This is a genomic window from Erwinia sp. 2186 (genome assembly GCF_057812255.1).
In genome coordinates this window covers 954292-974119 of record NZ_CM173824.1, presented here as the reverse complement: position 1 = coordinate 974119, position 19828 = coordinate 954292, and the positions used below count along the sequence as shown (strand labels likewise).

The window sequence follows — 19828 nt, the reverse complement described above, 5'->3', positions numbered from 1 at the left end:
TGTCCTTTAAGGGCCTCATTCGCGGGCCGTTTATTCACTCCGCCAGGTCAGGCCCGCGGATGATGCTGTTGATGTAACTGACGCAGCCGCTCGGTGGCAACATGCGTATAAATTTGGGTAGTGGAGAGATCGCTGTGCCCCAAAAGCATCTGCACGACGCGCAGATCCGCCCCGTGATTCAGCAGATGCGTGGCAAAAGCATGGCGCAATACGTGAGGCGAAAGCTTCGCGCTGTCGATCCCTGCCAGTGTGGCGTAATGTTTAATGCGATGCCAGAAAGTTTGCCGCGTCATCTGCTGCGCGCGGCTGCTCGGGAACAGCACATCCAGCGTCTGGCCGTTCAGCAGCCAGGGCCTGCCGTACTCCAGATATTGCTCAATCCAGTGCACCGCTTCTTCGCCCAGCGGCACCAGCCGTTCCTTGTCACCTTTACCGATTACCCGCACCACGCCCTGCCGCAGGCTGACGTTATTCAGCGTCAGGCTCACCAGTTCTGTGACGCGTAGACCGGTGGCATACAGCAGTTCCAGCATGGCTTTATCGCGCAGCTCAATCGGCTGTTCAACGCTTGGCGCCTGCAACAGCCGGTCAATTTGTGCTTCGCTCAGGTCTTTCGGCAAACGCTGAGGGAGTTTAGGGGAAGCCAGCAGCGCGCTGGGATCGTCTTCGCGCAGTTTCTCACGATAGAGATACTGAAACAGCCGGCGCATGGCGCTCAGCAGGCGTGCCGAACTGGTGGCTTTATAACCGCCCTCAACTCTTTCCGCGAGGAAGCCCTGCAAATCGACGGCATCGACCCGCAGCAAATTTGATTCATTGTGCTGTAGCCACCCCGCCAGAGACATTAAATCCAGCCGGTAAGACGCCACGGTATTCTCAGCCAGATTGCGCTCTATCCACAAGGCATCCAGAAATTGCTCAATCAGATCGCTGTCCTGCACCTCTTCCCCTTTTGCTGGCTGCGGTTGCTGACTGCGCCGCAGAGGCTCAATTCTGATATAATCTGCGCCATTGCACCAAGTAAATTGAGTTATCAGATATGAATATCGGGCTTTTTTATGGTTCCAGCACCTGTTACACCGAAATGGCAGCTGAGAAGATCCGCGATTTTATTGGCGAAGACCTTGTTACCCTGCACAATCTGAAGGATGACGCTCCGCAGCTGATGGAGCAGTACGATATGCTGATCCTCGGCATCCCAACCTGGGACTTCGGCGAGTTGCAGGAAGACTGGGAGGCGATCTGGACCGAGCTGCCTGCGCTGAATCTGCAGGGCAAAGTCGTGGCGCTTTATGGAATGGGCGATCAGGGCGAATACAGCGAGTGGTTCCTTGATGCGCTGGGCATGCTGCATGACGTGCTGATGCCATCAGGCGTGAAGTTTGTTGGGTACTGGCCGAATGAAGGCTATGAGTTCACCAGCAAAAAACCGCTGACCTCAGACGGCAGCCACTTTGTCGGGCTGGCGCTCGATGACATCAATCAGTTTGATGCCACCGAAGAACGCATTGCCCAGTGGTGCGAGCAAATCCTGACCGAAATGGCCGAATCGCTGTAAAGGCCGGATCGCTGTAATGGCCGAATAGCTACAAAGGCCGGAGCGTTGTAATGGTCGAATCGCTATAATGGCCGGATCGCCGTAATGGTCGAACAGCTATAGTCTGTTAGCCCGGCGTCAGCAACTGCTGACGCAATGCCCGCCAGTCGTCTTCATCCATGCTGTCGCGGCACAACCACAGTTTTTCCTTCTCGCCTTTCGCTGAGCTTAATTTCAGGAAAATCGCCTGGCGGGTCATCCACGGGCGGCCACAAATCTGCCAGCGCTTCTGCCGCCACTGCATTTGCTGATGCTCAAGCAGCGAAATCACGCCTTCACGACTGCGGATCCGCCGCTGGCTGCGCACGCATTCAAACACCACCAGCGTCAGCAGCAGCATCCACACCAGGGTGAAACTGGCAGGCCAGGGCGCGAGTAACAGCGCAAGGATCACCACGCCGTGCAGCAACAGAGAAATCCACTGGGCACGCCATGAGATCCGTAAATCAGAGTGCCACAGGGCCACGTTGCTGATTTCGCTGTTGGATCAAATTGACTATCCGCTTCAGCTCAGCATCATCCGGCTCACCGTGATTCATCAGCCAGTTAAAGAGGTCAGGATCGGGGCTTTCGAGCAGACGCACGAACTGCTGTTTGTCATTATCGTCCAGCGTATCGTACTCAAACTTGAAGAACGGCATGATGGCGATATCCAGTTCAAGCATGCCACGGCGGCACGCCCAGTGAACCCGTGCTCTGTTACTAATATCCATTTTATCCATCGTCAGTCAGTCAAACATGGCGGCTAGTGTAGCGCTTTTTTCCGCTGATGTTGATGCCGTCGTGATCGGCATGCGGCCGGGTGCGCAAAGCAGTCGCATCTGTTGCAGGGTTATCACGCGATTTGTGCCTCGTTTCCAGAAAACTGGTTGCAATGCCAGTGGGCTCTTTTAACATGAACAGCATAGCTCCCACATTCAGGATGGAATCATGCCGACACTCTCTTTCCCACCCCGTCATCCCACGGCCTCTTCACGCCTGCCGCTTACGCTGATCTCTTTAGAAGAGTGGGCGCTGGTCACGGTGACCGGTGCCGATCGCGTTAGCTATCTGCAAGGCCAGGTGACGCTGGATGTTGCTGCGCTGGCCAGCAATGGCCATCTGCCTGCCGCCCACTGCGATGCCAAAGGGAAAATGTGGAGCAACCTGCGCCTGTTCCATCGCGGCGAAGGTCTGGCCTATCTGGAGCGCCGCAGCCTGCGTGACAACCAGATTACCGAACTGAAGAAGTATGCGGTGTTCGCCAAAGTGGCCATCCAGCCGGATGACGAAGCGGTGCTGCTTGGCGTGGCCGGTTTCCAGGCGCGTTCGGCGCTGAGCGGTTTCTTCAGCACGCTGCCGGACGCTGAAAACCCGGTGATCCAACAGGACGACACAACGCTGCTGTGGTTTGCCGCGCCTGCGGAGCGTTTCCTGCTGGTGACCAGCCGTGAAAAAGCCGACGCGGTGCGGAAAGGACTGGAAGGCGAAGCGCAGCTCAATGACAGCACGCAGTGGTTGGCGTTGAATATTGAAGCCGGTCTGCCGGTGATTGATGCCGAAACCAGCGCGCAGTTTATTCCGCAGGCCACTAACCTGCAGGCACTGGACGCCATCAGCTTTAAGAAAGGCTGCTATACCGGCCAGGAAATGGTGGCTCGCGCTAAATTCCGCGGTGCCAATAAGCGCGCGCTTTACTGGCTGGCGGGTGCGGCAGGACGTGTTCCGGCTGCCAACGACGCGCTGGAAATGAAGCTGGGTGAAAACTGGCGTCGTACCGGCACTATTCTGACTGCCTGTCAGTTAGACAATGGCGAGGTCTGGGTACAGGCGGTATTGAATAACGATCTGGAACCTGACACCGAACTGCGCGTGCAGGGTGATGAAGGCGGCAAGCTGGCGATCCAGCCGCTGCCCTATTCTCTGACCGAATAGCGATTGCGAACTAAGTAAAAGGGGCCATTCGGCCCCTTTTTCACATCACGTAGAAATAAATTGCCAGGAAGTGGCAGACGCTGCCGCCCAGCACAAACCCGTGCCAGATAGCGTGGTTGTAAGGAATACGCTTCGAGACGAAGAAAATGACCCCGAGCGAATAGATAATCCCGCCGATGGCCAGCAGCCAAATCCCGCCCGCCGACAGCTTCATCGCCAGCTGATAAACCACCACCAGCGACAGCCAGCCCATCATCAGATAGGTAATTACTGACAACGCTTCAAAACGGTGAACAAACGCCAGCTTAAACAGCACGCCGATCAGGGCCAGGCTCCAGATCACCACTAACATGCCGTGCGCCAGCGGCGAATTCAGGCCGACTAGCAGGAATGGCGTATAGGTGCCGGCAATCAGGATATAAATGGCGCAGTGATCCAGCCGTTTCAGCCAGAATTTGGCGCGCGGATTGGGGATGGCATGATAAAGCGTGGACGCGAGGAACAGCAGGATCATGCTGCCGCCATACAGGCTGTAGCTGGTAATCGCCACAGGCGAAGCCTGCATGGCGACGGCCTGAACCAGCAGGAGCACCAGGCCCACAATCCCGAAGATTAAACCAATGCCATGACTGATGCTGTTCGCCACTTCTTCAGCCAGCGAATAACCCTCAGCCATCAGAGTCTTGTTACTCATAAATATGTTTTCTCCCTGCCCGCAACGGGCCTGAAATCCTTTCTTAACGGGGCTCTAACCGTCATTCATTAAACGGGTTATCGGCCAGTGCGCCCGAAAAATGAGCAGAAACAGAGTAACTGAGAATAATTTCAGAGTACACATGTAAGCCTAAAAATAAACGGTGATGCGGTGTAACGCCCATTTTTAGGAAAGACCTCCCTCACGCTTTGTCTTACACTGGTTGCCAAATTTTTTATCAGGGAAGTGAAGAGGCCAGCCATGTCAGAGAGCGTATCCGCAGTAGATTTCGGTGAAATGACAGACGTTTTTCAATTTTTAATGGAACTGGATAAGTTGAAAAGCGTTGAAAGGCGCACCCGAGTGATTGGCACGGATCGTCATGAAAACTCGGCTGAACACAGCTGGCATCTGGCGGTGGCGGCGATGAGCCTTGCGCCGTATTGCGGTTTTCCGGTCGACGTGCAGCGCGTGGTGCAGATGGCGCTGCTGCATGATGTGGTGGAGATTGATGCCGGTGATGTGCTGGTGTATGACCTGGCCGCCCGCGAAGCCATACACGCACAGGAAGTGGCCGCCGCCGATCGCATCTTCGCCCTGTTACCGCCAGCGCAGCGCGATCGGTTCCGCGCGCTGTGGGACGAGTATGAAGCGGGCGAGACGGCTGATGCACGCTTCGCCAATATGCTTGACCGTGCGCTGCCGATTATCCAGAACCTGCACAATCAGGGCCAAAGCTGGAAGGAAAACGGCATTCGCCTGGAACAGGTGGTCAGCCGCAATGCGGTGATTGCCCAACAGTGGCCGACGCTGTGGGGACACCTGAAGCAGCATCTGCATCGCGCGCAGCAACAAGGCTGGCTGCTGTAATGTTTACCCACCATAACCTGGCCACCCTCAATAGCCTGGAACTGCAGGTGTATAATTTCGCCATTAAGAATCGCGATAAGGTCATGTATATGACCATTCGCGAGCTGTCTGATGCCGCACAGGTGTCCACCACCACGGTGCTGCGCTTTTGCCGCAAAATGAATTGCGATGGCTATTCCGAATTTCGCATCCGTTTTAAGCTCTATCTTGAGCAGGAACAGCAGCAACCGGGTTATTCCGGCGTCAGTGAAATCGTCAGCTTTTTTAAAAGCATTAACAATGAAGAGTTCGAAAGCTTAATTGATCAGGCGGTAAAACATCTGGTCCGTGCGGAAAGGATCATTTTTGTCGGTGCCGGCACCTCAGGAACCCTGGGGAAATATGGCGCCCGCTTCTTTTCCAACGTCGGCAAGTTCAGTAATTATATCGATGACCCTTACTATCCGGTTAATAGCGACATGTATAAGGATGCCGTCGCCATTATATTATCGGTGTCTGGCGAAACGCCGGAAATATTACGTCTTGCCAGCCAGTTTAGTTTGCATCAGTGTCAGGTGATCTCGATCACTAATAATGACAATTCGTCGCTGGCGAAGATGGCAGACTTTAACCTCTCCTATCATATGCCACAGCTGCTGGTCTCCGGCGAGTATGATGTCACCACGCAGGTGCCGGTGATCTATATTCTGGAAACTATTGGCCGCAGACTGGCCAGTAAACTGAAATAAAAAACGCCCTGTTTTTTTCATGTGACAAATCACATCGCCGGTGATTTGTTATATCGTGACAATATTCGGTTCCTTGTTAAACTCGCGGTAATAATAATAAACCTATGACTCCAGTCAGGAGCAAAGGTACCCTACCGAGGAGTAAGACATGGCGTTGAATTATGCTCAGTCTGCAGTGGAAATTGTCGCGTTGATTGGCGGCAATGACAATGTGATCAATGTCACACATTGCGCTACCCGATTACGTTTTATATTAAAAGATGGCGCGAAGGTTAATAAGGATCAATTAAAGCGGGTTAAAGGGGTCATTACCGTTATTGAAGCCGGCGGTCAGCTTCAGGTGGTGATTGGCAATCACGTCGGCGACGCCTATCAGGAAGTGTTGAAGTTGGTCAGCGTTGATGAGAATGCGCCGGTCTCTGCCCCCAACGTCGGGCTGGTCAGCCGCCTGATGGATATCATCTCCAGCATCTTCGCGCCCTTCCTCTATCCGCTTGCCGCCTGCGGCGTGTTGCAGGGAATTTTATCGCTGGTCACCGCCCTTGGCTGGATGGATCAGGCCAGCGGCGCCTATCGCATTCTTAACTTCGTCTCCTGGACGGGCTTCACCTTTTTACCGGTGATGGTGGCCTTTACCGCCGCGAAGAAATTCAACGTCAATCCTTTCACCGCGGTAATTGCCGCCTGCGCGCTGGTCAGCCCGGACTATATGAACATGCTGACCGCCAATAAAATCCTGCTGGCTAACTCGGCGGATCCGGCCCTGCAACAGCTGATGAAAGAAGCTGTCGGTAACCCGGAAATGGTGAAGATCCTGGCGGAGGTTGCGGGCGTGCCGGTTAACGCCGCGCCGCTGGATTTCTTCGGCATCCCGGTTAAGTACCTCAGTTATACCGCCTCGGTGATCCCGATCATCCTGATGGTGTGGATCATGTCCTATATCCAGCATTTCTTTGAACGCATCCTGCCGCTGGTGATCCGCAACCTGTTCACGCCGATGTTCTGCATCGCGATTATGGTGCCGTTGACGCTGCTGGCCTTCGGCCCGATTGGCAATGCGATTGGCGGCGCCATTGGTGGCGTTTATAACACCCTGTATTCCCTCAGTCCGGTGATTGCCGGCTTCGTGGTGGGCGCGGTGTGGATGCCGCTGGTGACGCTGGGCGTGCACTGGGGCATTACCCCGGTAACGGTCGGCAATTACGCCACGCTGGGCTATGACACCTTCACCGGCCTGCAGGCTTCAGCCGTGTTCGCCATGGCGGGCGCCACCTTTGGCGTCTGGCTGAAAACCCGCGATATGGAGATGAAGCGCGTTTCGCTTTCTGCCGGACTGACCGCGCTGTTCGGCATTACCGAACCGGCCTTGTATGGCGTGGCGCTCAGGCTGAAACGTCCAATGATTTGCGGCTGTCTGGCCGGCGCGATTGGCGGCTCGGTGGCGGGCTTCTTTAACGCCGTGTCGTGGAGCTATTGCCTGCCGGGCATCGCCGTGCTGCCGGTGTTCTTTAAAGAGGGCCATATGCCCCAGTTTATTGGCTTCATGATGTCGATAAGCATCGCCTTTGTGCTTGGCGTGGTATTTACCTGGTTTGCCGGGTTCAAGGAGCAGCCGGTGGTGGTTGACCCCGCGCAGCTGAAGCCAGCCAAAGCCTGATTCAACGGGCGGCGCTCGCCGCCCGACAGCATACATTTACCAAAAGGACGGGATTGATGAGCAAACATCAGCAGTTACCAGCAGATTTTCTGTGGGGAGGCGCGGTTGCCGCGCATCAGGTTGAAGGCGGTTGGGATCAGGGCGGCAAAGGCGTCAGCATTGCGGATGTACTCTCCGGCGGTGCGCATGGCGTCGATCGGGTGATGACCGACGGCGTGCTGGACGGCTACAGCTACCCGAATCATCAGGCCGTCGAGTTTTACTCGCACTATAAAGACGATATCGCCCTGTTTGCCGAGATGGGGTTCAAATGCTTCCGCACCTCGATTGCCTGGACGCGCATCTTCCCCAACGGCGACGAACAGCAGCCCAACGAGGCCGGTCTGCAATTTTATGACGACCTGTTTGATGAACTGCTGAAGCACAATATCGAACCGGTGATCACCCTTTCCCACTTTGAAATGCCTTATCACCTGGTGAAAGAGTACGGCGGCTGGCTGAATCGCAAAGTGGTGGATTTTTTTGTGCGTTTCAGTGAGGTGGTGCTGGATCGCTACAAAAATAAAGTGAAGTACTGGATGACCTTTAACGAGATCAATAACCAGCGCAACTGGAAGTATCCGCTGTTTGGTTACTGCTGTTCAGGCGTGGTATTTACCGACCATCCCCAGCCTGAGCAGGCCATGTACCAGGTGCTGCATCACCAGTTTGTCGCCAGCGCCAAAGTGGTCAGCCTCGGTCACAAGATTAATCCCGAGCTGCAGATAGGCTGCATGATTGCCATGGTGCCGCTCTATCCCTTCTCCTGCCATCCCGATGACGTGATGCTGGCGCAGGAAGCGATGCGCGAACGCTATCTGTTTGGCGATGTGCATATGCGCGGCTATTACCCGTCCTACATCCTCAACGAGTGGGCCCGCAAGGGATATCATATTGAGATGGAGAATGAAGATGAACAGGTGCTGCGCGAAGGCTGTGCAGATTATATCGGCCTGAGCTATTACATGAGCAACGCGGTGCAGGCCAACGCCGAAGGCACCGGCAGCGCGGTTTCAGGCTTTGAGGGCAGCGTGCCGAATCCGCATGTGAAGGCGTCTGACTGGGGCTGGCAGATTGATCCGGTGGGGCTACGCTACTCGCTGGCCGCGCTGTACGAGCGTTACCAGAAGCCGCTGTTTATTGTTGAAAACGGCTTTGGTGCCATCGATAAGCCGCAAGCCGATGGGCAGATCAACGATGACTATCGCATTGCCTATCTTAAAGCGCATATCGAACAGATGAAGCTGGCGGTGTTCTACGATGGCGTCGAGCTGATGGGCTATACGCCGTGGGGCTGCATTGACTGCGTGTCCTTTACTACCGGCCAGTACAGCAAACGTTACGGCTTTATCCATGTTGATAAAAACGACGACGGCAGCGGCACCCTGAAACGTTCAAAGAAGAAGAGCTTCGGCTGGTATCAGCAGGTGATTGCCAGCCAGGGTGAAAAGCTCTGACGGTAAATCGCCGGGGTGGATCGTTAGCGGTTCACCCCGGCCTTCAGTTAGCGCCCACCGGCGGCATCAATAAAGGTGCCGGTGATATAGGAGGCCTCATCGCTTAGCAGCCAGCAAATGGCCTGGGCGATCTCCTCAGGATGACCGCCACGCTTCATCGGGATCGCCGACGCCACCCGATCAACACGGCCGGGTTCGCCGCCGTCGGCATGCATCTCGGTGTAGATAAAGCCCGGCCGGACGCAGTTTACCCGGATACCTTGCGCCGCCACTTCCAGCGAAAGACCTTTAGTCAGCGTATCCATCGCCCCTTTCGACGCCGCGTAATCGACGTATTCGCCGGGCGCGCCCAAGCGGGAAGCTGCCGACGAGACGTTGACGATCGCACCGCCCTGCCCGCCATGATTCAGCGCCATGCGTTTTACCGCTTCGCGACAGCAGATAAAACAGCCGGTGACGTTGGTGGCAAATACCCGGTTGATGCGCTCTGCGGTCAGCTGCTCCAGCGTGGTCTGCTGAAAGAGAATGCCGGCATTGTTGACCAGCGCGGTCAGCGTGCCCGGTTGGCGGTCGATCAGCGCAAACATCGCTTCCACCTGCTGCTCTTGCGCAATATCCGCCTGCACGCTGAATGCCTGTCCGCCCTGCCGTGTGATTAACGTCACCACCTCTTCTGCCGCCGCCGCGTTCTGATGATAATTCACCGCAACCTGATATCCCCGCTGCGCCAGCAACAGCGACGTTTCTCTGCCGATGCCGCGTCCACCGCCGGTCACTAAAGCCGTTTTCATCACTTCACTCCCATAAAAAAAGGGCACCTCATGTGCCCTTTCTACTGTAGCCAATTTGCCGGATAACTACTCGTATTCGCTCATCGGCACGCAGGAACAGAACAGATTACGGTCGCCGTAGACGTCATCAAGACGCTTCACGGTCGGCCAGTATTTGTTGTCGCTGCCTGCCGGGAACACCGCCAGCTCACGGGTATACGGATGATCCCAGTCACCGACGATTTCCATCTGCGTGTGCGGCGCGTTGACCAGCGGGTTATTGTCGGCAGGCCATTCACCTGCCGCAACACGGTCGATTTCCATGCGGATCGCCAGCATCGCATCAATAAAGCGGTCGAGCTCAATTTTGCTTTCTGATTCGGTCGGTTCAACCATCAGGGTTCCCGCCACCGGGAAGGACATAGTCGGCGCGTGGAAACCGTAGTCGATCAGGCGTTTGGCGATATCCAGCTCGCTGATCCCGGTCTGCTCTTTCAGCGGACGGATATCCAGAATACATTCGTGCGCGACGCGGCCATCACGTCCGGTGTAGAGGATGGGATAGGCCGACTGCAGACGCGTGGCGATGTAGTTGGCATTGAGGATAGCCACAGAACTGGCCTGCTTCAGCCCTTCTGCGCCCATCATGCGGATATACATCCAGCTGATGGGCAGAATCGATGCGCTACCGAACGGAGCCGCAGAGACCGCGCCGTTCTGGGTTAACACGCCATCAATCTGCACCACGCTGTGACCCGGCACAAACGGTGCCAGGTGCGCTTTCACGCCGATAGGTCCCATACCCGGACCGCCACCGCCGTGTGGGATACAGAAGGTTTTATGCAGGTTAAGGTGGGAAACGTCCGCGCCAATATAGCCTGGCGTGGTGATCCCCACCTGGGCATTCATGTTTGCGCCGTCCAGATAAACCTGGCCGCCGAACTGGTGCACAATCTGACAGACTTCACGGATGGTTTCTTCGTAAACGCCGTGCGTCGACGGGTAGGTGACCATGATGCAGGAGAGCGCATCGCCGGTCTGCTCGGCCTTAACCCGCAGATCGTGCAGATCGATGTTGCCTTGTTTATCACAGGCGACCACCACCACCGACATGCCCGCCATCTGCGCAGAGGCCGGGTTGGTTCCGTGCGCGGAGCTTGGGATCAGGCAGATATTACGCCCGCCTTCGTTACGGCTTTCATGGTAGTGACGGATAGCCAGCAGTCCGGCATATTCACCCTGCGCACCCGAGTTTGGCTGCATGCACAGTGCGTCGTAACCGGTTAACTGCACCAGCCACTGGGAAAGCTGGCCAATCATCTGCAGGTAACCCGTTGCCTGGTCGGCCGGACAGAATGGGTGCAGCTCAGAGAACTCAGGCCAGGTGATGGGGATCATCTCGGCCGCCGCGTTCAACTTCATGGTGCAGGATCCCAGCGGGATCATCGCCTGGTTCAACGCCAGATCTTTACGCTCCAGGCTGTGCATATAACGCATCATCTCAGTCTCGCTGTGATGACGGTTAAACACCGGATGGGTCAGGATCGGATCCTTACGCAGCAGCGCAGCAGGCACCGACGTGCTTTCTGCCGCGACCGATGCATCCAGCGCATCAATATCCAGACCGTGATTTTCGCCCAGCAGAATCGAGAACAGCGCGACGACATCTTCACGCAGCGTGTTTTCAGCAAGCGTAATGCCGACGGCATTAAGAATATCGGTACGCAGATTCACGCCGAAGCTTAACGCACGATCCAGTACGGCCGCTTTATCACTGACTTCCACGGTCAGCGTATCGAACCAGCTGTGGTGACGCAGCGTCAGGCCGCCTTTTTGCAAACCGGCGGCAAGAATGTCGGTCAGACGATGAATACGGGAGGCAATGCGCTTCAGCCCTGCCGGTCCGTGGAACACCGCATACAGGCTGGCGATGTTGGCCAGTAAGACCTGCGAGGTACAGATGTTGGAGTTCGCCTTCTCGCGGCGGATATGCTGCTCGCGGGTCTGCATCGCCATACGAAGCGCGGTATTGCCTGCGGCATCGCGCGAGACGCCGATAATGCGGCCTGGCATGGAGCGTTTGTGTTCATCACGGGCGGCGAAGAAGGCCGCGTGTGGACCGCCGTAGCCCATTGGCACGCCAAAGCGTTGCGCGGAACCAAAGACGATATCCGCACCGATTTTACCCGGCGCCTGCAAAAGCACCAGGGTCATAAAGTCCGCCGCGACGCTGACGATCACCTTGCGGTTTTTCAGCTCGGCAATCAGATCGCTGTACTCATGCGCTTCACCGGTGGTGCCGACCTGCTGCAACAGCACACCGAACAGGTCCTGATGATCGAGCACCTTTTCGGCTTTATCGACCAGTACCTCAAAGCCGAAAGTTGCCGCACGGGTGCGCACCACGTCGAGGGTTTGCGGGTGAATATCGTCAGCCACAAAGAAGCGGTTGGCATTTTTCAGCTTGCTGACGCGTTTGGCCATCGCCATCGCTTCAGCGGCGGCGGTGGCTTCGTCCAGCAACGAGGCGGAAGCAATATCCAGACCGGTCAGGTCCAGCGTCAGCTGCTGGAAGTTCAGCAGCGCTTCAAGACGCCCCTGAGACACTTCCGGCTGATAAGGGGTGTAAGCGGTGTACCAGCCTGGGTTTTCCAGCATGTTGCGCAGGATAACCGGCGGCGTCAGCACCGGGGTATAGCCCATGCCGATATAGGATTTGTAACGCAGATTCTGACTGGCGATCGCCTTCAGCTCCGCAAGAGCCTGATGTTCAGTCAGGGCATCCCCCACCGCGGGCGGGCTCGGCAGCTGAATATCTGCCGGCACGATCGACGCGATCAGGTCATGGAGTGAGCTGGCACCGGTGGCATTGAGCATCGCAGCTTGCTGCTCCTGCGAAGGACCAATATGGCGCTCGATAAACGCGCCGGTGTGTTCAAGCTGGCTGAGAGTCTGAGTCATTAGCGGTAAATCCTGAATCGGGCATGGTAAGCAGAAGCGGGACGAATGGGCTCGTCCCGCAGGGCAATGATTTATTCGTCGATGCTGCCTTTGTAAGCATCGGCATCCAGCAGCGAATCCAGTTCAGATTCATTGCTGGCTTTGATTTTGAACAGCCAGCCTTCGGCGTACGGGGCGCTGTTGACCAGCTCCGGTTCGCCGTCCAGCGCGCTATTCACCTCGATAATTTCGCCGCTGATGGGCGCGTAAATATCCGACGCTGCTTTCACTGACTCGGCCACGGCGCAGTCGTCGCCCTGGCTGTAGGTGTTACCCACATCCGGCAGGTCAACAAACACCATATCGCCCAGCAGCTCCTGCGCGTGCTCGGTGATGCCTACGGTGTAAGTTCCGTCGGCTTCTTTGCGCACCCATTCGTGGCTGTCACGGTATTTCAGTTCATTTGGCACATTGCTCATCGCCAGGCTCTCCTGAGAGGTTATTGTTATCAGACGACCGGTTTACCGGCGCGTACAAAAATCGGTTTAGTGACCTTAACCGGCATTTCCCGGTTACGGATCTGCACGATAGCCTGCTCGCCAATGCCAGCAGGAACGCGTGCCAGGGCAATACTGCACCCTAAAGTCGGGGAGAAAGATCCGCTGGTGATCACACCTTCACGCAGATTGCCTTCGCCGTCGGTAAAGCGTACCGGCAGTTCATTACGCAGCACGCCTTTTTCAGTCATGATCAGGCCGACCAGCTGCTCGGTGCCTTTTTCACGCTGGGATTCCAGCGCTTCACGGCCAATAAAATTGCGCTCTTCCGGCAGCCACGCCACGGTCCAACCCATATTGGCGGCCAGCGGAGAGACGCCCTCGTCCATCTCCTGACCATACAGATTCATGCCGGCTTCCAGACGCAGCGTATCGCGTGCGCCCAGGCCCGCAGGCTTCACGCCTGCCGCCAGCAGCTTCTGCCAGAAATCCGCCGCCTGCTCATTGGGCAGCGCAATCTCGTAGCCTGCTTCGCCGGTGTAACCGGTGGTGGCGATAAACAGCTCACCGGCCTGCACGCCAAAGAACGGCTTCATGCCGGCTACGGCCTGGCGCTGCGCTTCGTCAAACAGCGTCTGCGCCTTTTCCTGCGCCTGCGGACCCTGTACGGCAATCAGCGACAGGTCGTCACGCAGCGTCAGCTCAACGCCGAACGGTGTCGCGTGCTCGCCAATCCACGCCAGGTCTTTCTCACGGGTGGCAGAGTTAACCACCAGACGGAAGAAGTCCTCGGTCATAAAGTAAACAATCAGATCGTCAATTACGCCAGCCGATGCGTTAAGCATGCCGGTATAAAGGGCTTTGCCCGGAACCGTGAGTTTGGCAACGTCGTTGGCAAGCAGATAGCGCAGGAATTCCCGGGTGCGCGCACCTTTGAGATCGACAATGGTCATGTGGGAGACGTCAAACATGCCGGCATCAGTCCGGACCGCGTGGTGCTCATCCATCTGGGAGCCATAATGCAGCGGCATCATCCAGCCATGGAAATCCACCATGCGCGCACCGCAAGCCTGATGCTGTTCGAATAAGGGGGTCTGCTGAGTCATATCATTCCTGTGCTTTACAAGTTGTCATGCGCCTGGTCACAGCCTGTGACGACCGGAACGCAAACGATACCCTGGCTCTGAACTTACCACCGAATGCGGCCATTAACCATAAGTTAAACGGGGGTGAATCTTTTCAGTGCAGGGCGGAACGGCAACAGAGTTTCCAGCATTTTTCACCAGATTTCCGCGGCAAACCGCACATAAACGGCAATCAACCAGCAAAAAGTCAGTTTAAAAGTAAGGGTTTCAGGCGAAACAGATAAAAAATAACTTCAGGTTATCAATTTATCCATTATTAAAAGTAATGCGAAGTGGGCAGTAAAATTAGAATTTTTCAAACGATGGGCCAAAATGGGGCAGCCGTTGCACTCACCTGAAAAAGCGCTTCTGTGGGTAAATAAGTTGGTTTAAAGATTAGCAGCAACAGGGGAAAAGCAGAGGAGGGAAAACGTTCAGGGCAAGGCGAACTTCGCCCTGAACGGCATCGCAAGGTTACCGCAACCACTCGGGAAGATCGTTCAGCCCCATCGCCTGCTTCAGCAGACGTGGCTTCACGCCAGGCAGATTATCGGCCAGGCTCAGACCAATATCCCGCAGCAGCTTTTTCGCCGGGTTATTGCCGTTAAACAGCTCACGGAAGCCCTGCATTCCGGCCAGCATCATCGCCGCACTGTGCTTGCGGCTGCGTTCGTAGCGACGCAGATACAGGTGCTGTCCGATATCTTTGCCCTGCTGGTGCAGGCGCTTCACTTCACCAATCAGTTCGGCGGCATCCATAAAACCGAGGTTAACGCCCTGACCTGCCAGCGGATGAATGGTATGCGCGGCATCGCCGACCAATGCCAGACGGTGCGCGGCAAAGTTGCGGGCATAACGCCCCATCAGCGGGAAGCTTTTGCGCTCACTTTCCACCTTACACAGCCCCAGTCGCAGATCGAAGGCCACCGACAGCTGCTGATTGAAGAGATCTTCCGGCATCGACTGCAAACGTGTCGCTTCCTGCGGCGAAACCGACCAGACAATCGAGCACAGATGCGGATCGCTCAGCGGCAGGAACGCCAGAATGCCGTCGCCGTGGAAGACCTGACGGGCTACCGCGTCGTGCGGCTGCCCGGTGCGGATATTGGCCACCAGCGCATGGTGGTCGTAATCCCAGAACGCCAGCGGAATATCCGCTTTGTTGCGCAGCCAGGAGTTGGCGCCATCGGCCGCCACCAGCAGACGGGCACTCATCATGCTGCCATCTTTCAGGGTGACAAAGGCTTCGTTGTCGCCAAAGGCCACCTGCTGGAGCTCTGCCGGTGCAATCAGCGTGATGTCGCTCAGCTCGCTGGCTTTCTTCCACAGCGCCTGATGAATAATCGGGTTCTCGATAATGTGGCCGAGGTGCGCCAGCCCTTGTTGACCATCGTCAAAAGCGATGTGACCAAAGCTGTCGCGGTCCCAGACTTCCATACCGTGATAGGCGCTGGCGCGTGCTGCCAGAATCGAGGTCCAGACATCAAGATGCTGCAGCAGACGTTCGCTGGCGGCGTTGATGGCGGACACCCGCAGCGCAGGCTGCTCAGCCACAGACGGTTCTGCGGCAGGTTCACGCTCCAGTACCGCGATTTTCATGCCGCTGCCCTGCAGGCCACAGGCGACCGCCAGTCCAACCATACCGCCGCCTGCGACGATAACATCATAGGTTTGCATTACTGCTTTCTCCTTAGCGCTCAACCCAGCCTAACGTGCGCTCGGCGAGCAAATTACGCACCAGCGGCAGCGAGTCCATCGCCATCAGGCCAAGACTCCTTCCTGCCACCAGCGGTGTATAGCGGTTAGCAAACAACCTGACCAGCGTGTCGGTAATGCCAATGGTCGCCGCGGCATCCGGCTGTCGGCGCCGCTGATAGCGCTGCAGCGTGGCATAACTTCCCACATCTTCGCCAGCGCGCCAGCTTGCCGCTACCGTTTCGGCAAGCGACATTACGTCACGCAGCCCTAAATTAAATCCCTGACCGGCGATCGGATGCAGCGTTTGCGCGGCATTGCCGACCAGCGCCAGCCGGTGTGAAACATGTTGAGAGGCAGCCTGCAGCTGCAGCGGATAGCTGTGGCGCTGCCCGACCTGGGTAATGCGGCCTAAGCGCCAGCCAAACGCCTGCTGAAGCTGGTGAATAAACTGCCGATCGCTCCAGCCATCGATTCGGGCTTTATCGTCCAGCGGATGGCACCACACCAGCGAACTTCTGCCCGCAGACATCGGCAATAACGCTAACGGGCCATGCTCGGTGAAGCGCTCATAAGCCCGGCCCAGATGGGGTTGTTGAGTTGCCACGTTGGCGATCACCGCCACCTGTTGATAATCCTGCGACTGCCACTGCACGCCGCAGGACGCCGCCACCGAGGAGCGCGAACCGTCGGCCGCCACCAGCAGCTGAGCCGGCAAGGTTTCGCCATTGCTGAGCGTCACCTGCACGTCTTGCTGATTGCGCACCAGCCCGGTAACTTTTGCCGGGCAACATACGCGCACGCCGGGCGCCTTCTTCAGCAGCGTAAACAGCCGCTGGCCGATATCGTGCAGCTCAACCACCTGACCCAACGCAGAAATGCCATGGTCGGCAGCATCCAGCGAGACAAAACTGGCATGGCCGCGATCGCTGACGTGAACATGGGTGATGGCGGTGGCGCAATCCTTCAAGTACGGCCAAAGATTAATGGCCGCCAGCTGCTGACAGGTTCCCGCCGCCAGCGCAATCGCCCGGCCATCAAAGCCAGGATGGGATCGGCTGGCGGGTTCGGTGGCTTCCACCAGCGTAACCGGCACCTGTCCCTGCGTCAGATGAGAAATGGCCAGCGCCAGCGTGGCTCCCGCCATTCCTCCGCCTGCAATTACGATGCTCATCAGGCTTTCGCTGCCGCCATCAACGCTTCGATCTCGTCCGCCTCTTTCACCACCGTCGCCGTCAGGTTTTCGTTACCTTCAGCGGTGATAATGATGTCGTCCTCGATGCGAATGCCGATGCCGCGATATTCGGCAGGCACATCCGCATCCGGCGCGATGTACAGACCCGGCTCGATGGTGATCACCATGCCTGGCTCAAGCGTGCGGTCGCGATCGTTGCCGTACACGCCGACGTCATGCACGTCCAGCCCCAGCCAGTGGCTCAGTCCGTGCATAAAGAACTGGCGATGGGCCTGCTCTTCGATCAGCGTATCGATATCGCCTTTCATCACGCCCAGCTTCACCAGCCCGGTCACCATGATGCGCACCACGACCGCATTCACTTCACGGATGCTGGTGCCGGGACGGAACAGTTCCAGCGAGGTGTTTAATGATTCCAGCACGATGTCGTAAATCGCGCGCTGAGGTTTGGTGAACTTGCCGTTGACCGGGAAGGTACGCGTGATATCGCCGGCATAGCCTTTCAGTTCACACCCGGCATCGATCAGCACCAGATCGCCATCGCGCATCTGGCACTCATTTTCGGTGTAGTGCAGGATGCAGCCGTTTTCACCGGCGCCCACAATGGTGTTGTAGGACGGGAAGCGTGCGCCATGCTGGTTGAATTCGTGCTGGATCTCACCTTCAAGCTGGTATTCGTACATGCCAGGGCGGCATTTCTGCATGGCGCGCGTATGTGCCAGCGCGCTGATGCGGCCCGCTTCGCGCAACACAGCCTGCTCTTCCGCAGATTTAAACAGGCGCATTTCATGCACCACAGGACGCCAGTCGGTGATCGTAGCAGGCGCCGTCAGGTTCTGGCGCGAGCCGCGACGCAGCTTGTCCAGCGCCGCGAAGACCAGCGAATCGGCCTCAGGGTAAAGTCCCTGCGCGTGATACACCACGTCCAGCCCGTTCAGCAGCAGCGGCAACTGCTCGCCGATATGGTCGTAAGGCAGCGCGCGATCGACAGAGAGCTTCTCGGGTGCGGCATCCTGGCCCAGACGGCGGCCAAACCAGATTTCTGCGGTCAGGTCACGCACGCGATTAAACAGCACGCTGTGATTGTGGCTCTCGTCGCTTTTGATGAGCACCAGCACGGCTTCGGGTTCGTTAAAGCCGGTGAAGTACCAGAAATCGCTGTTCTGGCGATAAGGATATTCACTGTCGTTGCTGCGCGTGGCTTCCGGCGCAGCGAAAATCACCGCGGCGCTGGCCGGCGCCATTTTGCTGAGCAATGCAGCGCGTCGACGTAAAAATTCTTGCTGGGTCATCAACTTCTCCTGAGTGTGCGCCCGCTTAGTGCAGGGTCGGTTTTTGTACTTCCACAGCGGTTGGCAGCACATGGGTGAAGGTATCGTGGCAGAGTAACGCCGCAACGCGAACGTACTCGATCACCTCTTCCAGTGACTGCTCAAGCTCTTCCTGATCTTCGTCTTCATCATAGCCAAGCTGAGCGATGGTGCGCAGATCGTCGATCGCTTCGCCGGTCTCGCCTTTCACCTTGTCCAGTTTAGGCTGGGAAACGCCCAGACCCAGCAGGAAGTGGTTCACCCAACCCGCCAGCGCATCGGCGCGATCGAACACGGTGATGTCATCATCTTCTGGCAGATAGAGCTGGAACAGGAAGCCCTCTTCCGCCAGCGTATTCCCGATGGCTTCATGCAGCTGTTGCAGCGGCAAAGCCAGCGACTGGGAAAACGCCATGCCTTCGTTGGTCAGCTCATGAACCAGGGTTTGCCAGCTGCTGTCCTGCGTGCCGCCACAGATCATCCCGCTGAGTAAACCGTGCATTTCGGCAGGTGTCATCCCTACGCCCTGCTGCGTCAGTGCTGAAGCCAGCGCATCATAGCCCGGCATTGTGTTTGATAGTGACATACGTTTTGGTCATCGTTGGCTGGATAAGTTCGTGTTATGCTACCACCAGGTGCCTCAACGATTCCAGAAAAGGGGTTGTTTCTTCTATAAGGCGTAGTTATAGTTGCGCCCCTCCCAACCCATTGAGCGGTAAGGGAGATTGGCGGCGAAGTAATCAGTCAGGATGGTGGCATGTCTGCTCAACCCGTAGATATTCAAATTTTTGGTCGTTCGTTAAGAGTAAATTGTCCGCCTGAACAGCAAGATGCGCTGAATATGGCTGCCGAAGACCTTAATCAACGGTTGCAAGATTTAAAAGTTCGCACTAGAGTCACTAACACAGAGCAGCTGGTATTTATCGCTGCACTCAATATTTGCCATGAGCTGGCTGCGGAGAAATTGAAAACCCGCGACTATGCCAGTAACATGGAGCAGCGCATCCGGATGCTGCAACAGACCATTGAACAGGCGTTGCTTGAACAGGGTCGCATTACGGACCGGACCGGCAGTAAGTTCGAATAACACCTCATCGTTATCTGTGTTAGAGTGACGGTGAAGTACAAAATTTCTCTGAGATGTTTGCAAGCGGGCCAGTCCCCTGAGCCGATATTTAATACCATCAGAGTCTGACGCTCTGTAACCTGTGTGCAAGCTCGGTTCGTCCGAGAAGCCTGATGGTTACGACGGCAGTCTCACCTTGAACCAAGGGTTCAAGGGTTACAGCCTGCGGCGGCATCTCGGAGATTCCACTTCTTTACAGCAGTTCCTTTCTGGTA

General features: G+C 56.6%; 20 protein-coding genes and 1 other RNA gene. 8 read left to right on the top strand and 13 right to left on the bottom strand.

The window, feature by feature from the left end:
* Positions 1-47: 47 nt before the first annotated feature.
* A complete protein-coding gene (gene xerD / locus ACXKZG_RS04530) occupies positions 48-941 on the bottom strand; it encodes a site-specific tyrosine recombinase XerD (RefSeq protein WP_151036640.1) in 894 nt (297 codons plus the stop codon).
* 98 nt (positions 942-1039) lie between these two features.
* Between xerD and fldB the strand changes: the two genes are divergently transcribed.
* Positions 1040-1558, top strand: coding sequence for a flavodoxin FldB (gene fldB, locus ACXKZG_RS04525; protein WP_151036639.1), 519 nt, complete (start codon positions 1040-1042; stop codon positions 1556-1558).
* Positions 1559-1664: 106 nt separating this feature from the next.
* Here the strand turns inward: fldB and ACXKZG_RS04520 are convergent, their stop codons facing one another.
* Genes ACXKZG_RS04520 through ACXKZG_RS04510 form a run of 3 tightly spaced genes read right to left on the bottom strand, consistent with a single transcriptional unit; the run spans position 1665 to position 2503 of the window.
* Positions 1665-2063, bottom strand: a complete 399-nt coding sequence (locus ACXKZG_RS04520) for a protein YgfX (protein WP_053143651.1) — start codon at positions 2061-2063, stop codon at positions 1665-1667.
* Entirely contained in the window at positions 2044-2310 is a 267-nt protein-coding gene (sdhE, locus tag ACXKZG_RS04515; protein WP_013203646.1) for an FAD assembly factor SdhE, read from the bottom strand. Before sdhE ends, ACXKZG_RS04520 begins: the two co-directional genes overlap by 20 nt.
* Positions 2311-2329: 19 nt before the next feature.
* Positions 2330-2503, bottom strand: coding sequence for a hypothetical protein (locus ACXKZG_RS04510; protein ID WP_157868033.1), 174 nt, complete (start codon positions 2501-2503; stop codon positions 2330-2332).
* A 24-nt stretch (positions 2504-2527) separates the two neighbouring features.
* On the opposite strand from ACXKZG_RS04510, the gene ygfZ reads away from it, so the two are divergent.
* Positions 2528-3511, top strand: coding sequence for a tRNA-modifying protein YgfZ (gene ygfZ / locus ACXKZG_RS04505; RefSeq protein ID WP_053143646.1), 984 nt, complete (start codon positions 2528-2530; stop codon positions 3509-3511).
* Positions 3512-3551: 40 nt separating this feature from the next.
* Here ygfZ and trhA read toward each other — a convergent pair whose 3' ends face one another.
* Positions 3552-4205: a PAQR family membrane homeostasis protein TrhA gene (trhA, locus tag ACXKZG_RS04500; protein ID WP_013203648.1), complete on the bottom strand. Its 654-nt coding sequence runs from the start codon at positions 4203-4205 to the stop codon at positions 3552-3554.
* A gap of 261 nt (positions 4206-4466) precedes the next feature.
* Here trhA and ACXKZG_RS04495 point away from each other — a divergent pair, with 261 nt between their 5' ends.
* From ACXKZG_RS04495 to ACXKZG_RS04480, 4 genes are all read left to right on the top strand, one after another.
* Entirely contained in the window at positions 4467-5075 is a 609-nt protein-coding gene (locus ACXKZG_RS04495) for an HD domain-containing protein (protein ID WP_013203650.1), read from the top strand.
* Positions 5075-5803 (top strand): MurR/RpiR family transcriptional regulator, encoded by a 729-nt coding sequence (locus tag ACXKZG_RS04490; protein ID WP_013203651.1) that lies wholly within the window; start codon positions 5075-5077, stop codon positions 5801-5803. Before ACXKZG_RS04495 ends, ACXKZG_RS04490 begins: the two co-directional genes overlap by 1 nt.
* Positions 5804-5951: 148 nt before the next feature.
* Positions 5952-7460 (top strand): PTS transporter subunit EIIC, encoded by a 1509-nt coding sequence (locus tag ACXKZG_RS04485; RefSeq protein ID WP_488875773.1) that lies wholly within the window; start codon positions 5952-5954, stop codon positions 7458-7460.
* Positions 7461-7516: 56 nt separating this feature from the next.
* Positions 7517-8956, top strand: a complete 1440-nt coding sequence (locus tag ACXKZG_RS04480) for a 6-phospho-beta-glucosidase (RefSeq protein ID WP_134822671.1) — start codon at positions 7517-7519, stop codon at positions 8954-8956.
* 47 nt (positions 8957-9003) lie between these two features.
* On the opposite strand, the gene ACXKZG_RS04475 is transcribed toward ACXKZG_RS04480, so the two are convergent.
* The 8 genes from ACXKZG_RS04475 to ACXKZG_RS04440 all read right to left on the bottom strand — a co-directional run bounded on the left by ACXKZG_RS04475 (position 9004) and on the right by ACXKZG_RS04440 (position 19073).
* Complete coding sequence (locus ACXKZG_RS04475; RefSeq protein ID WP_013203654.1) at positions 9004-9747, bottom strand: SDR family oxidoreductase; 744 nt, start codon at positions 9745-9747, stop codon at positions 9004-9006.
* Positions 9748-9813: 66 nt separating this feature from the next.
* On the bottom strand, positions 9814-12687 hold the full coding sequence (gcvP, locus tag ACXKZG_RS04470) for an aminomethyl-transferring glycine dehydrogenase (protein ID WP_488875772.1): 2874 nt from the start codon (positions 12685-12687) through the stop codon (positions 9814-9816).
* 71 nt (positions 12688-12758) lie between these two features.
* Complete coding sequence (gene gcvH, locus ACXKZG_RS04465; protein WP_013203656.1) at positions 12759-13145, bottom strand: glycine cleavage system protein GcvH; 387 nt, start codon at positions 13143-13145, stop codon at positions 12759-12761.
* Between the two features lie 29 nt (positions 13146-13174).
* Complete coding sequence (gene gcvT / locus ACXKZG_RS04460; protein ID WP_346567083.1) at positions 13175-14269, bottom strand: glycine cleavage system aminomethyltransferase GcvT; 1095 nt, start codon at positions 14267-14269, stop codon at positions 13175-13177.
* Between the two features lie 492 nt (positions 14270-14761).
* Positions 14762-15964 carry an FAD-dependent 2-octaprenylphenol hydroxylase gene (gene ubiI, locus ACXKZG_RS04455; RefSeq protein WP_105760116.1) on the bottom strand — a complete coding sequence of 401 codons (1203 nt, stop codon included), beginning with the start codon at positions 15962-15964 and terminating at the stop codon, positions 14762-14764.
* A gap of 13 nt (positions 15965-15977) precedes the next feature.
* A complete protein-coding gene (ubiH, locus tag ACXKZG_RS04450) occupies positions 15978-17156 on the bottom strand; it encodes a 2-octaprenyl-6-methoxyphenyl hydroxylase (RefSeq protein ID WP_488875771.1) in 1179 nt (392 codons plus the stop codon).
* On the bottom strand, positions 17156-18469 hold the full coding sequence (gene pepP, locus ACXKZG_RS04445; RefSeq protein ID WP_488875770.1) for a Xaa-Pro aminopeptidase: 1314 nt from the start codon (positions 18467-18469) through the stop codon (positions 17156-17158). Before pepP ends, ubiH begins: the two co-directional genes overlap by 1 nt.
* Before the next feature lie 25 nt (positions 18470-18494).
* On the bottom strand, positions 18495-19073 hold the full coding sequence (locus tag ACXKZG_RS04440; protein ID WP_013203661.1) for a YecA/YgfB family protein: 579 nt from the start codon (positions 19071-19073) through the stop codon (positions 18495-18497).
* Between the two features lie 171 nt (positions 19074-19244).
* On the opposite strand from ACXKZG_RS04440, the gene zapA reads away from it, so the two are divergent.
* Positions 19245-19574, top strand: a complete 330-nt coding sequence (zapA, locus tag ACXKZG_RS04435; protein ID WP_013203662.1) for a cell division protein ZapA — start codon at positions 19245-19247, stop codon at positions 19572-19574.
* Positions 19575-19616: 42 nt separating this feature from the next.
* Positions 19617-19800: non-coding RNA, 6S RNA (gene ssrS, locus ACXKZG_RS04430), on the top strand.
* Positions 19801-19828 lie beyond the last annotated feature (28 nt).